The sequence below is a fragment of the Herpetosiphonaceae bacterium genome (assembly GCA_036374795.1).
In the GTDB taxonomy this organism is placed as follows: Bacteria; Chloroflexota; Chloroflexia; order Chloroflexales; family Kallotenuaceae; genus LB3-1.
Genome location: DASUTC010000050.1, coordinates 31146 through 49656, shown reverse-complemented (window position 1 = coordinate 49656; position 18511 = coordinate 31146). Strand labels below are relative to the sequence as shown.

Annotated in this window: 14 protein-coding genes; 3 read left to right on the top strand and 11 right to left on the bottom strand. The window is 61.9% G+C overall.

Annotated elements, in window-relative coordinates:
- From VFZ66_03275 to VFZ66_03265, 3 genes are all read left to right on the top strand, one after another.
- Positions 1-1545 (top strand): hypothetical protein (locus tag VFZ66_03275; GenBank protein ID HEX6288181.1); only part of this gene is annotated, 1545 nt, incomplete at its 5' end.
- 70 nt (positions 1546-1615) lie between these two features.
- Entirely contained in the window at positions 1616-2467 is an 852-nt protein-coding gene (locus VFZ66_03270) for a TIR domain-containing protein (protein ID HEX6288180.1), read from the top strand.
- A 311-nt stretch (positions 2468-2778) separates the two neighbouring features.
- On the top strand, positions 2779-3642 hold the full coding sequence (locus VFZ66_03265) for an MBL fold metallo-hydrolase (protein HEX6288179.1): 864 nt from the start codon (positions 2779-2781) through the stop codon (positions 3640-3642).
- Between the two features lie 38 nt (positions 3643-3680).
- Here the strand turns inward: VFZ66_03265 and VFZ66_03260 are convergent, their stop codons facing one another.
- The 11 genes from VFZ66_03260 to VFZ66_03210 form a co-directional block, all read right to left on the bottom strand.
- Positions 3681-5483 carry an ABC transporter ATP-binding protein gene (locus tag VFZ66_03260; protein HEX6288178.1) on the bottom strand — a complete coding sequence of 601 codons (1803 nt, stop codon included), beginning with the start codon at positions 5481-5483 and terminating at the stop codon, positions 3681-3683.
- Positions 5484-5592: 109 nt separating this feature from the next.
- Entirely contained in the window at positions 5593-7335 is a 1743-nt protein-coding gene (locus tag VFZ66_03255; protein HEX6288177.1) for an ABC transporter ATP-binding protein, read from the bottom strand.
- Between the two features lie 216 nt (positions 7336-7551).
- The gene (locus VFZ66_03250; protein ID HEX6288176.1) at positions 7552-8808 is read right to left on the bottom strand and encodes a vWA domain-containing protein; all 1257 of its coding nucleotides are present in this window, start codon (positions 8806-8808) and stop codon (positions 7552-7554) included.
- 35 nt (positions 8809-8843) lie between these two features.
- A complete protein-coding gene (locus tag VFZ66_03245; GenBank protein ID HEX6288175.1) occupies positions 8844-9776 on the bottom strand; it encodes a type II secretion system F family protein in 933 nt (310 codons plus the stop codon).
- Positions 9777-9812: 36 nt separating this feature from the next.
- A complete protein-coding gene (locus VFZ66_03240; GenBank protein HEX6288174.1) occupies positions 9813-10763 on the bottom strand; it encodes a type II secretion system F family protein in 951 nt (316 codons plus the stop codon).
- Between the two features lie 144 nt (positions 10764-10907).
- On the bottom strand, positions 10908-12296 hold the full coding sequence (locus VFZ66_03235) for a CpaF family protein (protein ID HEX6288173.1): 1389 nt from the start codon (positions 12294-12296) through the stop codon (positions 10908-10910).
- Between the two features lie 56 nt (positions 12297-12352).
- Positions 12353-13636 (bottom strand): AAA family ATPase, encoded by a 1284-nt coding sequence (locus tag VFZ66_03230; protein ID HEX6288172.1) that lies wholly within the window; start codon positions 13634-13636, stop codon positions 12353-12355.
- A gap of 27 nt (positions 13637-13663) precedes the next feature.
- Complete coding sequence (gene cpaB, locus VFZ66_03225) at positions 13664-14455, bottom strand: Flp pilus assembly protein CpaB (GenBank protein HEX6288171.1); 792 nt, start codon at positions 14453-14455, stop codon at positions 13664-13666.
- A gap of 74 nt (positions 14456-14529) precedes the next feature.
- On the bottom strand, positions 14530-16833 hold the full coding sequence (locus VFZ66_03220; GenBank protein HEX6288170.1) for a pilus assembly protein TadG-related protein: 2304 nt from the start codon (positions 16831-16833) through the stop codon (positions 14530-14532).
- A 13-nt stretch (positions 16834-16846) separates the two neighbouring features.
- Positions 16847-17407, bottom strand: a complete 561-nt coding sequence (locus tag VFZ66_03215; GenBank protein ID HEX6288169.1) for a TadE family protein — start codon at positions 17405-17407, stop codon at positions 16847-16849.
- Positions 17404-17883 (bottom strand): TadE/TadG family type IV pilus assembly protein, encoded by a 480-nt coding sequence (locus VFZ66_03210; GenBank protein ID HEX6288168.1) that lies wholly within the window; start codon positions 17881-17883, stop codon positions 17404-17406. The genes VFZ66_03215 and VFZ66_03210 overlap by 4 nt, the downstream gene beginning before the upstream one ends.
- Between the last annotated feature and the right edge of the window lie 628 nt (positions 17884-18511).

The window sequence follows — 18511 nt, the reverse complement described above, 5'->3', positions numbered from 1 at the left end:
GAGACAATCGCTGAAGACGGCGTGGAAGATGTGTTCGACCTGACCGAGCCGCTTACGCACTCGTTCATCGGGAACGGAATCGTTTTACACAATTGCGGTGAGCAACCGCTTCCAGCCTTTGCGATCTGTAATCTCGGTGCAATTAATTTAAGCCGCTTCGCCTACGATGGCGAGGTGCTGTGGGACGATCTGCGCAAGGCCGTGCGCTACGCCGTGCGCTTCCTCGACAACGTGATCGACGCGACGCCCTACTTCTTCGAGGAGAATAAGCAGCAGCAGGAGAGCGAGCGGCGCGTGGGCCTCGGCATCATGGGCCTGGCCGACATGTTGATCCGCCTCAAGATCCGCTACGGCTCGCCGGAGTGCATCGCGTTCCTCGATCAGCTTGGCGAGGTGATCGCCAGCGAGGCGTACCTCGCATCAGCCGACAACGCAGTTGAGAAGGGTGCCTTCCCGATGTTCGACGCCGACAAGCTCTTGCAGAGCGGCTACATGCGGGCGATGCCTGAGCAGGTGCAGCAGACCGTGCGCGAGAAGGGGCTGCGCAACGTCACGCTGCTGACGGTCGCGCCGACGGGCACAACTGGCACGATGGTCGCCACGTCGACCGGCGTCGAGCCGTACTTCTCGTGGAGCTACTTCCGCAAGAGTCGCCTGGGCGTCCACGAGGAGCGCGTCGCGGTGGTCGAGGAGTGGGAGCGAGAGCATCCGGGGCAGCCGCTGCCGGACTACTTCGTCAATGCGATGGAGCTATCGCCCAAGGAGCACGTCAGGGTGCAGGCCGCGCTCCAGCGCTGGGTCGATAGCGCGATCTCCAAAACCTGCAACGTGCCCAACGACTACACGATCGAGCAGACGCGCGAGCTGTACGAGTACATGTACCGGCTTGGCTGCAAGGGCGGCACGATCTACCGCGACGGCTCGCGCGATGAGCAGGTGCTCAATCTCAAGAAGGAGGAGAAGAAGGCCGAGGCTCCCGCAGCCGAGAAGCCTGGGCAGAAGCTTACGGAGCTGTGGAATCAGCCCAAGATCCGCCCACGGCCCAAGCTCTCGCGCGGCGTGACGATCCAGAAGGAGAGTCCGCTCGGCTCGGTCTTCGTGACGGTCAACGACGATGACTCGGGCGAGCCGCTGGAGGTCTTTGTCACGGCGGGCAAGGCCGGCTCCGACGTGACGAGCATGGCCGAGGCGCTGGGCCGTCTCGCGTCGCTGGTGCTGCGCGTGGCCTCGCCGCTGACGCCCAAGGAGCGGCTGAGCCAGATCGTCCACCAGCTGAAGGGCATCGGCGGGGCGCGCTCGATGGGCTTCGGCAAAGATCGCGTGCGCTCGCTGCCAGACGCGGTCGCACAGGCGATCGAGGAGTGCTGCACGCCCGGCGATGGCGCTGCGGACGACGATGGCCCGGCGGTCGAGCACAAGCCCGTGCAGATACAGCTCACGCTGCCGTCGATCCGCGCCGATCTGTGCCCTGAGTGCGGCGAGGCGTCGTTTATCCACGAGGAGGGCTGTATGCACTGCAATGCGTGCGGGTTTAGCCAGTGCTAAGGTGATGTGATGGTGTGCTCCCCGCGCTCACAACGGCGTGGGCGTGGGGAGTAAATAGGAGAAGTTTATTATGTCAGTTCAGATTATCCAGAATAAGCTTGAGCAAACACAACGCGATATTAATTTACTTCAACAGAAGTTGACTGATGAGACTAAGAAAGAGTCCTTGACAAGTGAGCGCATGCTCAGAGTTAAGCAAAGCATTTCTCGAACTACCAGTCCATCTACTGTTCGAAATAAGCTAAGTGAGATCGGTCGGCTTGAACGTGATATTGTTGCTATTCAAAAGAAGAAGGCAGAAATCAGTAAACGGATCACATCAAAAACTGCTGATCTGAACAAAATGCAGCAGCAACTCCTTAACGAGCAAGGGCGTGAGTATAAAAAGCTACAAGACATGTTTAAGCAAGGAGATGAGAAGATGAGAAGAATGCAAGCTGAGCAATTACATCAAGCATCTAGTTCAACCACAAGTCGTTATAGCGGTGATAATGTACAGGATCAAGAAGAGAATCCTTTTTACGATGTCTTTATCTCACATGCTAGTGAAGACAAGGACGATTTGGTGCGACCACTTGCTGAAAAACTTCAAGAGGTAGGTTTTTCAGTTTGGTATGATGAGTTTCAACTGAAGGTAGGAGAGAATCTTCGACGTTCAATTGATAGAGGTCTTGCTAATTCACGATTTGGTATTGTTGTACTATCGCCTGCATTCTTTGAAAAGAACTGGCCTCAATACGAGCTAGATGGACTCATCGCGAGAGAAATGAGTGGCTCCAAAGTAATACTACCACTATGGCATAAGGTTTCAAAAAATGAGGTAATGAGTCGCAGCCCCTCTTTGGTCGATAAAATAGCTCTAAACACCTCTATGTACACGATTGAAGAGATTGTAGAAAAGCTGGCAGAAGCTGTCAGGTAAATGTGGTAGAATCGCATACTGATGAAAGATTCGCTGTGCGAACATAAAAGAAATTGTGGTTGTCTAGCGACAACCAAAAGGTTTCGATCATGCGTAGGCACGGCGTGCCGTGTTCTGGGCGTGATAATGATGTGAGAAACCGTCGGTAGGGGCGTATTGCAATACGCCCTGGGCGTGCGGCAGCACGCCCCTACGGTCCGGTCCAGATTCCTTTATTAATCTCCATCATCACGCCCCTACGAACGGATCGAGCCACCATCACCCCGGCACACTTCCTGCCACACCGCACACCTCCCAATCAAAGGAGGCCTATGGCACGCAAAGAGCTACACCTGCCAGCCGAGAGTCGCGGCCCCGACCTGCGGCTTGGCTCGGTCTTCTTCATCGGCACGGCGACCACGCTGATTCGCTACGCTGGATTCACGATCCTGACCGACCCCAACTTCCTGCACCGGCACGAGCAGGTCCACCTGGGCTACGGCCTGCGCGCGACACGCCTGACCGACCCGGCGCTCGACATCGCGGATCTGCCGCCCGTCGATCTCGTCGTGCTGTCGCACATGCACGAGGACCACTTCGACCGCGTGGCGGCGGAGCGGCTCGATCCCACGCTGCCGATCGTCACGACACGCCACGCCGCGAAGGATCTCAGGCGCAAAGGCTTTACCAGAACCTACCCGCTCAAAACCTGGCAGACACAGACCGTTACAAAAGGCGAAGTTCGGCTGCGGATCACCGCCATGCCGGGCACGCACGGGCCGGGAATTCTGGCCGCGCTGCTACCGCCGGTGATGGGCAGCATGCTGGAGTTCGAGTCGATCGCGACGGGCAAGCTACTGCTGCGGCTCTACATCACGGGCGACACGCTGGTCCACGATCGGCTCAAGCAGATCCCCCGGCGCTACCCCAACGTCGATCTCGCGCTACTGCACCTGGGCGGCACCCGCGTGCTGGGCATCATGGTGACGATGGACGGCAAGCAGGGCCTCGAAGTCGTCAGGCTGATCGACCCGACGATCGCGATCCCGATCCACTACAACGACTACACCGTCTTCAAATCGCCGCTTGAGGACTTTCAGCGCGAGGTGCGCGCGGCGGGAATCGAAGACAAGATCCGCTACCTGCGCCACGGCGAGACGTACCGCTTCGAGATCCCCAGAGGTCGGCGGCGCTAACGCTGGGCACGAGCGAGTCGAGCCTTGATCGCTCGGCGCTACTCCACAGGCTCGATCGCGCCCTGCTGCTCGGCATACTGCAACTGGTACAGCCGCGCGTAGTAGCCACGCCGCGCCAGCAGCTCATCGTGCGTGCCATCCTCGACCAGCTGGCCCTTGTGCAGCACGATGATCCGATCGACATGCCGGATCGTCGAGAGCCGGTGCGCGATCACGATGCTGGTGCGGCCTTCCAGCAGCCGCACCAGCGCCGTCTGGATCAGCACCTCGGTTTCGGTATCCACGCTCGATGTCGCCTCGTCGAGCACCAGCAGCACCTCAGGATTGAACGCCACGGCCCGCGCGAACGCCAGCAGTTGGCGCTGCCCCACCGACAGATTCGAGCCGCGCTCGCGCACCTCGTAGTCGTACTGCTCCGGCAGCCGCTCGATAAATGGCGCGGCGTTGGCGATCTCTGCCGCGCGGCGGACCTCCTGATCCGTAATCTCCTCGGCGTGCAGCCGAATATTCGAGGCGATCGTGCCGGAGAAGCAGACCGGATCTTGAGGCACGGCGGCGATATGCCTGCGCAGCTCGGCCTGCGGCACATCGCGAATATCGACGCCATCGAGCAGGATGCTGCCCTGCTGAATATCATAGAAGCGCGCCAGCAGCGAGATCAGCGACGTCTTACCCGCGCCGGTGGCGCCCACGACGGCCACGGCCTGCCCCGCCGGGATCGTAAACGACACATCGCGCAGCACCGGCTCGTCGGGATTGTAGCCAAAGACCACGTTGCGGAACTCGATCTCACCCCTGACATGCTCCGGCAGATGCGCCGGATCGGGCCGATCCCTGACATCCTCCGGCGTATCGAGCACATTGAAGATCCGCTCCGACGAGGCCATCGCCGCCTGCAAAATGTTGTACTTCTCGGCCAGATCGCGGATCGGCTGGAAGGCGCGCTCGGTGTACTGCACGAACGCCACCAGCATACCCAGCGTGGTCCACTGCGCCAGCACGCCGCCCCCGCCCCAGTAGAGCAGCAGCGCCATTGCCAGCGCCGACAAAAAGCCGATCGTCGGAAAGAAGAGCGAGAACGCCAGGAGCGATTGCATATTTGCGGCGCGATAGTCGCGGTTGAGATCGTCGAAGCGCGCGAAGGCTACCTGCTCGCGATTGAAGAGCTGAAGCACCAGCATGCCGCTGATATGCTCGTTCAGATAGGCGTTGATCCGCGCCAGCCGCTGCCGCACGTGCCGATACGCCTGCCGCATCACCCGCTGAAACAAAAACGTCGCGAGCGCGACCAGCGGCAGCACCAGCATGCTGACCGTCGCCAGCCGCCAGTCGAGCGCGAACATCACGACGATAATACCCACCAGCACCGCCAGATCCGCCAGGATCGCCACCATGCCCTGCGTCAAGAACTCGTTGAGCGCGTCCACGTCGTTGGTCAGCCGCGTGATCAGGCTGCCGACTGGATGCCGATCGAAGAAGGCCAGGCTCATGCGCTGCACGTGGCCGAAGATACGCATGCGCAGATCGACCATCACCTGCTGGCCCACGGTCTGCATCGCGAAGACCTGCGCGTACTTGAAGCCAAAGCTGCCCAGCGCCGCCAGCACATAGAGCACAAAATAGATCCAGACATCCTGCGGTCGGCCCTGCGTCAGCGGCCCGTCGATCGCGCGCTGCACCAGGAGCGGCGGCATACTCACGACCGCCGCCTCGCCCACCAGCAGCACGAGCGCGACATAGACTCGCCTGCGGTACGGCCAGACGAACGACCAGAGCCGCCGCATCAGCCGCGCGTCGTATGCCTTGCCCAGGGTTTCGTTATCGTCAAGCCGAACGGCCATTGCTACTCCAGAGTTTCGAGTTTCAAGTTTCAAGTTTCAAGTTTCAAGTTGCCTTGCTCCCTTGTTCCTTTGTTCTCTGTTCTTTGTTCTTTGTTTGGTTCTTGGTTCTTTATTCGCCCTCTTCCAGCTCCGCCCGCAGCAACTCGCGCCGATACATCGCCGCGTAGCGTCCGTTGCGCTGCACCAGCTCGGCATGCGTGCCCCGCTCGACGATCGCGCCGTCGTGCAGCACGATGATCTGATCGGCGTCTTTCACCGTGGCGATGCGCTGGGCGATAATGATGCTGGTGCGGTCGGTCATCACGCGCTTGAGATTGCGCAGAATCTCTGCGGCGGTGTGCGTGTCCACGCTCGACATCGCATCGTCGAGGATCAGGATCGCCGGATCGCGCAGCACCGCGCGGGCGATAGCTGTGCGCTGCTTCTGGCCGCCGGAGAGCGTCACGCCGCGCTCGCCCAGCAGCGTATCGATGCCCTGCGGAAACTGCGGCACGTCGTTGACTAGCTGCGACACCAGCAGCGCCTCGTCGATCTGCTCCTGGCTGGCATCGACCCGCCCGAAGGTCACGTTGTCGCGCAGCGGCACCGAGAACAGAAACGTATCCTGGGGCACGAATCCGATCCCGGCCCGCAGCCGGTCGAGCGGCCACTCGCGCACATCGACGCCATCCACACAGACCTGGCCCTCGGTCGGATCGTGGACTCGTCCAAGCAGATTGACCAGCGTCGTCTTGCCCACGCCGGTCGCGCCGACGATCGCCGCCGACGTGCCGCGCGGCACCCGCAGCGAGATATGGCGCAGCACCCACGTCTCGCCGTAGCGCACGCCCACATCGCGCAGCTCGATCTCGCCCTGCACCGCCGCGCGCGGCTCGACATGCGCGCGCGACTGAATCTCCGGCTCGCGGTGCAGCACCTCGGCGATCCGGCCCATCGACGCGCTGCCCTGCTGGAAGAGCGTCACCGTCCAGCCAAGCGCGATCATCGGCCACGTCAGCAGCGTCAGATAAAAATTGAAGCGCACGAACTCGCCGAGCGTAAAGCGGCCCGTCGCCACGGCCTGCCCGCCGATCAGCAGCACGACCGCCACCGCCAGGCTGAGCAGCAGCGTCATCAGCGGCCAGATCAGACTCGACAGCAGCACGTAGCGCAGATTGAGCCGCTGGTACTCGCGATTGGCCGCGCCAAAGACTTGTAGCTCGGCCTGCTCCTGGGCGTACGCCTTGATCGTGCGAATGCCGCTGAAATTTTCTTGTGCCCGCGTCGAGAGGTGGCCGAACTGATCCTGCACATGCCGAAACCGCTCGCGCATCCGCTGGCCGATCAGCACAAAGGCTACGCTGATCGACGGCAAGAGCAGCAGCGTGATCAGGCCAAGCTGCACATCGATCTGGAGCATCAGCACCGCGACGAACAGAAACGTCAGCCCGGAGCTGGCAACCGAGTTGAGGCCGGGGCCGAGCAGCTGGCGCACCGCGCTCAAGTCATTCGTCGCGCGGGCCATCAGGTCGCCGGTATGATTGTCGCCGTAGAAGTGCTGGTCGAGCCGGAGAAACTGCCTGAAGAGATCGTTGCGCAGATCGTACTCGATATAGTAGGCCGCGCCGCCCACCAGCCGCCGCATGCCGAACTTCAGCACGCCGTCGGCCAGCGTCGCAGCCAGGATCAACAGGCCGTACCAGCCCAGCGTCTCAAGCTGCACGCTGCCCAGCCGTAGCTCGTCCACGGCCCGACCCAGCAGGTAGGGCGGGATCGTGCTGAAGCCCGCGCTGACCGCCGCGACGAACAGGCCAACGCCGATCATCAGCCGGTAGCGCCGCAGATAGGGTAGCAGCGGCAACAGATTATGCATGACGAGACGCGCCTCTCTGATATTCTGCTATAACCATAGTCTCAAACCATCATACCATGATTGGTAGCAGCACGTCGGACACGGCGGGCAACCAAAAGCGGCTGGCGATCTGCCAGCCGCTTGGTGCGCCGTCAGGCCGGGGGGAGGTGGCCTTTGGGCGCGGAGGGGACCCTAACGTGCTCCTTGATTCTATGCCATGAGCACACAAAAGAACGATCAGCGTGTCTTTTCCTGAATCTCCGCCACCAGACCGCCGAAGCCCTGCCGCAGGCTGACCACGACATCGCCGCCGCTCTTGACGATCAGCTCCTTCTCGATCGCGGGGTTGGCGTTGATCTTGAGCGTGTAGGTGCCCGGCTCCAGGGCCACCGGCTCCGCGCCGACGGTGCCCGCCGCCACCTGCTCGCCCTCCGCCGTGACGATCTGGTAGCTCAGTACGATCGTCTGGCGGAGCGCCTCGGCGAGCTGCGCGCTATCGTTGGCGTCGAAGTACAGGCCCTTGCCCTGCTCGGCGATCTGCCGCAGCTTATCGCTGGCCTCCTGGTCGCCGATCGCAAACCCGATCACATGCACCTTGCGCTGGTCGGTGTCCTTGACGAAGTTGGCCGCCTCGGCCACCGGATCGCCATTGCACGACTCCAGGCCGTCCGTCACCAGGATCACCACCGTGCTGCCCTCTGCCGCTTGCAGATCCTCGCTCGCCGCGCGCAGCGACGATGCCAGGGGCGTCATGCCGCCGACAGCGGGCTTGATGCCGGAGATCACGTTGAGCAGCGCCTCGGCGTTGTAGCGGCTCAAGCCCTGCGCCACCTCAAGATCGTTGCAATCGTTGCCTCTGCGCCGCCCGTACGTGCGCACCACCACCGACGATTGATCGGAGATCGTGCCTGAGTTGACCAGCGCCGCCAGCGCTTCCTGCGCCACCTCCCAGCGCTGCCTGTCGCTATCGGCAAACTTCGCCAGCATGCTCCCCGAAGCATCGACGATAATCTCGATGTTCGCGGGCGTGTTAACAAACGTCTCGCCCTCAGCCGCCGTCACGACCACCGTTCCCGCGATCAGCGGCACGTCGGTCGGCTCCGCTGTCGGAGTGGAAGTCGGCACCGCCGTCGGGATCGTCGTTGCAGTTGGCGCTGGCGCTGGCGTCGGCGGCAGCGCTTCGGCTACCATGCGCGGCGTGCTCCAGAGATAAAAGCCGTAGGCCGCGCCGACCGTCACCAGCAGCAGCGCGGCGATCACCAGGATCGGCCTCACCACCGCGCGCGGCGGCGGCAGCGCGGGCGGCAGCTCCGAGCCCGAAAACTGAAGCTTAAGCCGCGCGTTCGCCAGCAGATCCTCGACATCGGGATATTGATCGCTGGCCGCCTGTAGCTCGGTGAATGACGCGATGGCGCCCTGCCAGTCGGCGCGATTATACTGTTGCAAGCCCTGCCGGTAGAGTTGCTCCGGGCTTAGATGATCATACGATGGCATGAGGCGCTCCGTGATCCCTTAACGAATACCGAATCTTACCGAATAATCGCACTGAGCGCCCGAACCAGCCGTGGAATACCGGGGCCAAGGATCACCGCGAACATCGCCGGGAAGATCAGAAAGACCATTGGAAACAAAATCTTGATCGGTACCTTGTTCGCCGCTTCTTGCGCGCGCTGCCGCCGCCGAATGCGCAGCTCTTGCGCCTGGACATTGAGCACCCGCGCCAGGCTCGTGCCCAGCTCCTCGGCGTGATTGACCGCAGTGACAAACGAGAGCACATCGGGAACGGCGGTGCGCGTGCTCAGCCGCTCAAGCGCCTCACGCCGCGACTTGCCCACGCCGACCTCGTACAGCACCCGCCGCAGCTCCTTCGAGAGGGCATGATCCCAGCGGGATACGATCTCGCTGACTCCTTGCTCGAAGCTGAGCCCGGCCTCGACCGAGATCGTCAGCATATCCAGCGCGTCGGGCAGCGCATTGGTAATCTCCAGCTTGCGGCTGCTGATCTTGCGCGACAGCCAGATATCCGGCAGCAAGAACCCAATGCCCACAAAGACCACGCCGAGCAGCATCGAGAGAAACGAGACTTTTCCCCCGGTGAGATAGAGGTAGGCGACGAACATCCCGGCCATGATCATCGTCGTCCAGCCCTTCAGCCCGACAAAATCCGACGTGGTCAGGCCGCCCGGACTACCCGCCATTTGCAGCCGGTCGTGGAGCGTGGCAAGCCGTTTGTTGGGCAGCAGCCAGCTAAAGATCCGCATGCCACGGAGCGCCACCGGCTTGAGCACGCGCTGCGAGAACGGCTGTTGCAGCTCGTGCTGCTCGATCGACGCCGGAGCGCTGCCGCTGTACAGCTCCATCCGCTCTTGCAGCTCGCCCTTGGGACGCAGCGCCGCCAGCCCGACGAAGACAATCAAGATGCTGATCGAAACCAGGATTGAGGCGATGACAGGAAGCATCATGGATCTATTCCTACTTCAAAAGAGCCATCTTCGGCGCTAAATCTTAATATCGACGATCCGCCGAATCACCAGAAAACCCGCGACCGTCATCAGGAACGCTCCGATCGGAATACACAGATAGATATTCCACCGGAACATCTCCATCATGTAGCCCGGATTGATCGCCATCAGGATCATGCCCAGCACGATCGGCAGCAGGCCAAGCACATAGCTCGCGTAGCGCTGCTGCGCGGTGATCACCTGCACCTCGCGTCGCAGCCGCGCCCGCTCTCGGATCGTCGAGCCGACGTTTTCGAGCACCATCGCCAGGTTGCCGCCGACCCGCGCGTGGATCTTGAACACGCTCACGATCATCTCCAGATCCTGGCTCTTGATCCGCCGGACCATCCCGTCGAGCGCCTCCTGCATCGGAACGCCAAGCTGGAGCTCCTGGCCCATGCGCATGAACTCTGTCGCGGTCGGCTCCGGCGCTTCCTTGCTCACGTTGAGCAGCGACTGTTGAAGGCTAAATCCAGCCCGCAGACCGCCGACGATCAGCGCCAGCGTATCGGGAAGCTGAGCCGTAAACTCGCGGATGCGCCTGCGCTCGCGGATGCGCAGCCAGAATTCGGGGATCAGAAAGCCGACGACCGCGAAGAGAATGCCGCTGATCATGTAGCCGGTGATCAGCCACAGCAGCAGAAACGGCAGTGCCACGGCGGTAATCTTGATCAGCAGGTACTCCGCGACGTTCAGCTTGACATCGGCCCGCGCCAGGCTGGCCCGAATGCTGCCGGCAAACGACCGATCGTTAAGATACGAGCTGACACGCTGGCCCAGGCCGTTCTGTTCATCGGCGCTCAGCCCAAACGGCGCGCTCATCGTCGCGTATGCTTCGAGCCGATCGTCAACCTCCGAGCTTGCGTTGATCAAGCTGTTGAGGCCCAGGATCGCCAGAAACACGGCCAGGCCGGTGAAGGCAGCGGCGGCGATCAACATCATCTCCATGATTCAAAGTCTCCTAGCATTGCGCGTCGATGGCTCTCTCCGAGCTTCGCGGTGATGCCCTCGCCCCCGGCCCTGTGAGCCGCCCCTCTCCCATTGCATAGGAGAGGGGTGAGAATCTGTGCCCGGCTCTCGGTTCTTTCCGCGCTACCGGCCCACAAAGCCGAAAGTGCTCGTCGGAACGGTGATGTTGAAGCGCTGAAGCTGCTCCAGAATACGCGGTCGAATGCCTGTCGGCACCAGCTTGCCCAGCACACGGCCATCGCGTACGCCTTCTTGCCGGAACACGAATAGATCGGACATGGTGACGGTATCGCCTTCCATGCCGGTCACTTCGCAGATGCGGCTGACCCGGCGCGAGCCGTCCATGTAGCGATCGACGTGGACCATGATGTTGATCGCCGACGAGATCTGCTCGCGGATCGCGCGTACCGGCAGCTCCATGCCCGACATCAGCACCATCGTCTCGATGCGGTGCAGCGCGTCGCGCGGGTTGTTGGCGTGGATCGTCGTCATCGAGCCGTCGTGGCCGGTGTTCATCGCCTGGAGCATGTCGAGCGCCTCGCCGCTGCGGCACTCGCCGACGACGATGCGGTTGGGCCGCATACGCAGCGCGTTGACCACCAGATCGCGGATCGTCACCTCGCCCTTGCCCTCGATGTTGGAGGGCCGTGATTCGAGCGTGACCACATGGCGCTGCTGCAACTGTAGCTCGGCGGCGTTCTCGATCGTGATGATGCGCTCCTGGTCGGGGATGAAGCTGGAGAGCACGTTGAGCAGCGTCGTCTTGCCCGCGCCGGTGCCGCCCGTGACCACGACGTTCATGCGCCCGTGGACGCAGGCTCGCAAGAACTCCATCGCCTCTGCCGTAACCGCGCCAAAGCGCACCAGATCGGCGGAGGTCAGCGGCACCTGCGAGAACTTGCGGATCGTGATCGTCGGGCCATTCAGCGCGATCGGCGGAATGACGATGTTGACGCGCGAGCCGTCCGGCAATCGGGCATCGACCATCGGCGTCGACTCGTTGACGCGGCGGCCCAGCGGCGCGACAATCCGGTCGATCACCCGGCGCACATGAGCATCGTCGTTGAAGCGGATCGGCGACTCGTGCAGCACGCCGTCGCGCTCGATAAAGACCTCGCTCGGCCCGTTGACCATGATCTCGGTGATCGAATCGTCGGCCAGCATCTCTTCGAGCGGCCCCAGCCCGATCACCTCGGCCTGGACCATCCGTTGCAGCCGCTTGCGCTCGCGCTCCGGCAGCACAGCGTTATCTTCTTCTAGGACCGCGTTCACGGCGTTGGCGATATGCCGCTGCAACCGCTCAACATCGCGGACCTCGGCCTCGAAGCGCGACTCGATCTGGCGTAGCAGGCGCTCCTGCACCCGCCCGACGAGCGCGCGCTCTTCTTCGCTGATCGTGCTCTGCTCGTGCGGCATTGCCCGCTTCAGCGTCGGCGGCAGCGTCGCGGTGCCATCGCCTGGTAGTTCCGGAGTATGACCATTGCCGGATTGTCTCATGCGAAAACGTGGCATAGCTGTGCTCCTGCGCTGGCGTCAGACCGCCAGCCAAAGCAGCCTGTAGCTGCGGATTAAGAATTACTCGGCTTGCGCAGCCCAAAGCGCCAGCGCAGCGGCTTCTGCTCCTCCGGCCTGACCTCGGCGGATTTGGGCGTCGTCGGAGCGTACGAGATCGTCTGCACTTTATCGCCGGCGACCCACGCCGCGAGCTTCAGGAAGCTCTGCGCTACCCAGCTCTGCGGATGGCTCTGGATCACGGGCACGCCCTTATTGGCCGCATACGTCACCGCTGGCCCGTCGCTCGGAAGGTTGGCCTGGATCGGATGCTTCAAATGCTGCTGAATATCGTTGAGCGTCACGCCTTTGACGCTGGGAAAGCGATTGAGCACCAGCGCCACGCGCTCGCGCTGCACGCCGTGCCGCGTGAAGTATTCCAGCGCCTGCTTCGTGTTTTTCAGGGCCGGAACTTCGGGCGTTGTCACCAGCAACACCTGATCGGCGGTCGTCATCAGCGTCTCGGTGATCTCGTCCATAAACGACCAGCAATCGATCACGACGTAGCTGAACTTGCCCCGCAGCGCCGCCACGACCGCCGCGATGTGCTTGCCGCTCATATCGGCGGTCAGCTCCGGCTCGTTCGGCGCGAGCAGCACCTTGATCCCGCTCTCGTGCGGCACCAGCACGCGCTCCAGCAGGCCATCGTCGAGCGTCGTGTAATGCACCGCCAGGTCGTGCAGCGTATGCTTGGACCACAGGTTGAGCAGCACCGCGACATCGCCAAACTGAAGGCTAAAATCGGCCAGCACCACATCCTGCCCGCTGACATGCCTCAGCGCCACCGCCAGATTCGTCGCCACGGTCGTCGAGCCGACGCCGCCCTTTGGTCCCATCACCACGATCACCTTCGAGCCGCTCGTGCGAGGCTCGAAGCGGGCGAGCATCGAGGGCTTGCCCGCGCGCTGGCGGCGGGCGTCTTCCATCTGCACCACCTGGCGGATGCTGGCGATCAGCTCGCGGGCATGCAGCGGCTTGGCGAGAATATCGCGCGCGCCTGCAGAGACGAGCCGCCGCACCGCCGCCATATCCTGCTGCGGCAGCACGGCGATACACAGCGTTTCGGGCGCTGCGGCATAGACCGCCTGGATCGTCTCTTCGATCTCTTCGATCGAGCGATCGATCAGCAGCACGTTCGGCTGAAGATGCTGGACCGTCTCGACGCCGCGTTGCAGCACGCCGATGCGCGCCTGGACATGTACGCTCGGATCGGACTGAAGCGTCTCGATCCACTCCTGGTTTAGCCCATCGACCGGCGCAATAATCACAATCCGAATAACCGTCGCTTGATTCTGAGCCATCATACTTCTCCTGGCACCAACCCTTGACTATTGCTGCTTGGGCCGCGAGCTTGAGCGCGGGGCGCGGAAGTTATAGTTATCGAACAGGTAATCTTGGTTGATCATCTGCGTGTTGAACGTGTCGGTATCGAGCGGCGAGCGCAGCGCCAGGTCCATCGTGCCGCCGGCGTCCTTCACGAACTTGGCGATCACGGCGTCCTGCGGCGACATCTCGAACAAGATCGACTTGATCTCCGGATCGGGATTTTCCTCGGTCGCTTCGTCGCGCACGATGCGGAAGACCCGCACGTTCTGAAGCGTGATGTTCGTCGCCTTGCCCTGGCGGGTTTCGGTTGCGCTCTCTTCCTGAATCTCGATCGTCAGCAGCAGATCGACATGATCGTCCTCGTGGATCACCTTGCTCTGGCTGAGCAGATCGCCCACGGGGAAGGCCACGACAACCTTTTCCTCGGCAATTTGGTTGCTTAGCTCGCCGGTCGCGCTGCCGATCATCTGCGAGGCGCGGAAGAACTCGCCCTCTTGCAGCGGCTCGGCCAGCAGTTGCCCCTCGATCTCCGCCGTATCGGTCAGCACGCCCACCGGCACCAGCTCCTCAGGGTATTGTTGCAGCAGAATATCGGTGTCGGAGATCGCCGTGCCAGCGCTGAGCGCTCGGCCAGCCACCGGCACGGGCTTGGTCGGCACAGGCGTGGGCGGGAGCACGGTACTGGCTGATTCAACCGGCACCGCCTGCCGCAGCAGGCTATAGACCATACCGCCTGTTCCCAGGGCCAACACGAGGCCCAGTAGTATCAAGATCCAACCACGACGACGGGGCATGAGCGTACTCCCTCTCGGCTATCAACGAACGGTCATAACAGATAACGAACAATCGGCTCTGGCGGCGACATCGCTTAGTTCCACTGAACGAGACGCGACGTGAGGCCGCTAGTGATCTGGTTCGGATCGAGGCAGCCGGAAACCGCCCGGCCCTTGATCACATTCGGTGTACTCTGCTGGTTCAGATTCGTGGTGATCCGGAAGTTCGCATAGCACAGCGCGACGACCCACGAGTCGATGCTGGCGTTGAGATCTTCTTCCACGCGCAGGTGGAAGCGGGTCGAGTGCGTGCTTCCCGCCGTCACCTGATAATCGATGTCATACTCGCCAGGCTGCACTGTTGCAGGATTAACCTGAATCCTGAGCGTCGGGCTCTGGCCGCTGTGGTCGCGCTGCGCCGAGATCCCGGCGGGAGCGCCGCTGAGGCGCGCGTCATTCTGGTAGTACGTCAGGCTCGACCCGGAGATCACGTTCCAGCTCATGGGATTCCCGCTATTCGCGTTTACCAGTTGCAACTTCGGCTCGATCGTGGTCTGCGGGTTGACGTTCTTGACCAGGCCGCTCGGATCGCCGATGAACGAGAAGTAGAAGTCGTTGGTGTCGAAGTAGGGGCTGGCCTGATACCTGCGCATGCCCAGCACGCCATAGTCGCTATGCTCGCGCGAGGTCGCCGCGCCGCCCACGGAGCGCCCAATGACCTGGATCGTATGCGCTCCGGCCACACGCTTCGGCACGATCATCGGGATCGGATTTTGCTTGAACGGATCGAGCGCCGTGAAGCAATCAATCGTCTCTTTGTCGCTCTGGATCACTTTCAGCGTCACGGTCGTGCCAGCCACCGGCATATCGACCTCCACCGGCGTCATGCCGTCCTGCCAGCCGTTCGCCGAGGGCACGGCGTGCGTACCGCCCGCAGCATCGGTCCACTCCCAGCGCACCTTCATGTGCGCGAAATCCTCAGGAGCGCCCGTGCCATTCTCGGAGCCGATGTTCTCGCCCGAAAGCCGCGCCGTCAGCCGCACCGTCGTCGCGGCGGCGGTCTGCGCCGATGAGGGCTTGAGCGTCACAAGATACTCCGCTGGCACCGGCTTCGGATTGGACAACAAAAACGCGAGGTCGTTGCCGTCGGCGATGAAATACTCCTTGCCGTTATAGCTGGTGCAGGTGGCATTGAACAGATCTGCCGGATCTGTCGGCGGCGCGTTGCGGTAGACGAACTGGTTCGAGTACGGTGCCTCGTTGCAGCGGAAGCTGCCCGGCTTGCAGACAACCGATACCAGAAAATCGGGGTCCTGATACAACTGGCCGTTATAGACCAGCGTGGTGACGATCTCGCCGCCGTTGTAGCGGTCGTCGATCGCGTCCAGAATGTTGCCGGTGTTGATTCCGTTGACCACGCCGAGCTGCTGGCCTGGGATCACATCGGGGCCGGGATACTGCGTCAGGATGTACTTGATGATCGTCTCTTTCCAGGTGTTGGTCGAGGTCGCTGCCGACTGGCCGTTGTAGAACAGACGATTGGGGAACGAGATCTGGCGCGCGTCGAGCAGCAGCGGGCCGCTGTAGGAGGTATTCCCGACGTTCGGGTTGGCGTTCAGGCCGGCCATCTCGATCTCGTAGCCCGGATTGGCGACGCTCGCGGCCTCGCACGGCTGATGGTACGAGCCCGTCTTGGAGGCGGGATCGCCCAGCGTCGGCCAGTCGAACCAGTTGCGGTGAACGCTACAGCCTGAGCCGCCGATGATGCCGTCTTGGTTGAGCACGCCGTCGCCCGCCTGCAAAATATCGCGCACCTTCAAGTATTTTGCCTTGGGGCCGTTGCCGTAGGTCTGCGGCAGCGTGATGCCCGTATTCGCCACGCCGACCCGCTCGTTGTCCTCGTCGTAGCCGGGGAAGCGCACAACCGCCACGGGCCAGATGCCGCCGCCGCTGGTCGCGTCGCAGCGCGCGCGGGCCATGACGTTGTAGGTTTCGATGCCTGCCAGCCGCATGAAGTAGGTAAACGCCGGAAACGTCACCGCGACCCGCACATCGCTGCCGCTGACCTGGATGCCGCTCGTGAGGCTCACGCCGCTCCCGACAGTCGTGCTCAGAAAGTCGATCGTCTCAGGCAGATCGAACGCGGCCTCCGCGTTCTCATCCATGTTGCTGATGATGTACTGGTTGGCCGCGACGCGCGCCTCATCGCTCGATCCGCCAAGGCTGAGCTCGGTTGTGGCGGCAAGACACGCGGCATCGGCAACATTTTGCAGATGCCGCCGCTCGACGTAGAGCATGCCGCTGTCGATGCCCAGGCCGACGAAGATGAACAAGGTGACGGCGAAGATCGCCATTGTCACCAAAGCCTGTCCCTGAGGTTTACGGCGAGACTTCTTCATACAGGCCCTCATGTTAGTTATTCTGCACGCGCATGATCACGGTCTTGTCGATCAGCACCGGGTTAATCTGGAACACGCCGCCCAGGAGCGGCATCTCATAGCGATACGTCACCTGCACCCGCAGCGGGTCCCCGACGTGCGTGCCGATCCAGGCGGGCGTGTCTGTAACCGGCACGTCGTCGATCTGCAACGGCTGAAGCACCCAGCAGTTGACCGCGTTCGCGTTCTGGCACTGATCCGGGGTGAGCAGCCCAAGGGAATGCACCGCCGTGTTGAAGGTTGCTTGCGGACAGCCGTTGTTGTTGCGGTTACGCTGCACCAGCGCATTCTCGACCCATTCCTGAAGATCCCAGCAATCGTCGCCGCCATTCGCAGCGGTGTAGTGAAACCGGCTGCCAAGATAGAGCGAGCCAGCCCGCGCGCCCTCGCGGGCCGCGTTTGTCACCTGCACATGCGCATACAGCAGAAAGCCGAACTCGGCCAGGCCATACAGCAGCAGAATCAGCAGCGGGAGAGTCAGGGCAAGCTCGACCAGCGACTGGCCGCGCGCAGCTTTGAAACGGAAGCGCATCATAGACCTCCCGGCTCCAACCGCATCTCGCTGCTCGACTGGATCGCAATGCTGGGGAAGCCAAACAGGTTGAAGAACAGGTTGTGCGTGTACGACAGCGTGACGATCACTTTATCGCCGTAGCGGTAGTTATTGTTCGTCGGCGTCGCGGGCTCGTACACATAGCTGGGGCTAAGCTGGCCGACGACGGTCACGTCCAGGATCGGGTTGAGCGTCGCCATGATCGCCGCGTTCATCGCCCCGGCGCGCGCACCGTCGACCGTCGCCGTCGCGGGAGTGCTCGTCGGATTCGTCATCTGGTATTGATAGGCCGCTCCCACGCGAGCCGCCTCGCGCGCGCTGTTGGTCAGGCCAATGTAGATGCTGAAGATGATGCCCAGCTCAACCAGCACGAACATCAAGGCCAGCAGCAGCGGCGCGACCAACGCAAACTCGACAAGGCTCTGCCCTGCGTTCGGCAGTCTATGACGACGACTCATAATGTTACCTATAAACAGATGAGGACGGTACCAGTTCAGCGACAACGAAACAGGTTGCTAGTGCCGTGAACTACTTCATGCGAAGTAGGAAGTCTGTAATTCGGCGCGGTTTCGGCTGATGCCGAAGCAGAAGTATAGTGTTCTAGTACTAGAAACGCATAGTACCCTAAAAGGATACTGCCCTGACTAAAAACAATTTTCCGGTTCGGCACGTATGCGGGCAGCCGCCGCTGTACAGTTCGAGCTGACCATATAGCCGCATGAGGCAGGGTGGTAATCGGGGACGAGCCTGTGAATCGATGTGGTGGTCAACAAGCTGCACAGCCAGGGTGTACGCTTCTAGCGTGATCATGGCCTGGCCGCATTAAGGCCGCGCCTGGGCTACGACGCCATCCTCCTTATGATTGGCTGGCATAAGGATACCTTGAGCCTCTGGGCCTGGCATCGGCGTAAGCGATAATGACCCATAGGCGCATACGACCATCTTTAGGGATACTCTATAGGAGGTTCCGCCAGGTGGTAGCGGCACTTTTGTGCCGGGTGTGTCGGCGACTCAGGTGGCTGTGCTGCGGCGCTTGTTCGATCCGTGGCTCTCGGCTATGATAGCGCGCCAGTTAGACCTAACAAA

Coding starts and splice junctions, on each gene's coding strand:
- VFZ66_03260 (HEX6288178.1), bottom strand. CDS start 5,483: ATGGCCGTTCGGCTTGACGATAACGAAACCCTGGGCAAGGCATACGAC.
- VFZ66_03235 (HEX6288173.1), bottom strand. CDS start 12,296: ATGCCACGTTTTCGCATGAGACAATCCGGCAATGGTCATACTCCGGAA.
- VFZ66_03245 (HEX6288175.1), bottom strand. CDS start 9,776: ATGATGCTTCCTGTCATCGCCTCAATCCTGGTTTCGATCAGCATCTTG.
- cpaB (HEX6288171.1), bottom strand. CDS start 14,455: ATGCCCCGTCGTCGTGGTTGGATCTTGATACTACTGGGCCTCGTGTTG.
- VFZ66_03215 (HEX6288169.1), bottom strand. CDS start 17,407: ATGATGCGCTTCCGTTTCAAAGCTGCGCGCGGCCAGTCGCTGGTCGAG.
- VFZ66_03220 (HEX6288170.1), bottom strand. CDS start 16,833: ATGAAGAAGTCTCGCCGTAAACCTCAGGGACAGGCTTTGGTGACAATG.
- VFZ66_03210 (HEX6288168.1), bottom strand. CDS start 17,883: ATGAGTCGTCGTCATAGACTGCCGAACGCAGGGCAGAGCCTTGTCGAG.
- VFZ66_03265 (HEX6288179.1), top strand. CDS start 2,779: ATGGCACGCAAAGAGCTACACCTGCCAGCCGAGAGTCGCGGCCCCGAC.
- VFZ66_03240 (HEX6288174.1), bottom strand. CDS start 10,763: ATGGAGATGATGTTGATCGCCGCCGCTGCCTTCACCGGCCTGGCCGTG.
- VFZ66_03230 (HEX6288172.1), bottom strand. CDS start 13,636: ATGGCTCAGAATCAAGCGACGGTTATTCGGATTGTGATTATTGCGCCG.
- VFZ66_03270 (HEX6288180.1), top strand. CDS start 1,616: ATGTCAGTTCAGATTATCCAGAATAAGCTTGAGCAAACACAACGCGAT.
- VFZ66_03250 (HEX6288176.1), bottom strand. CDS start 8,808: ATGCCATCGTATGATCATCTAAGCCCGGAGCAACTCTACCGGCAGGGC.
- VFZ66_03255 (HEX6288177.1), bottom strand. CDS start 7,335: ATGCATAATCTGTTGCCGCTGCTACCCTATCTGCGGCGCTACCGGCTG.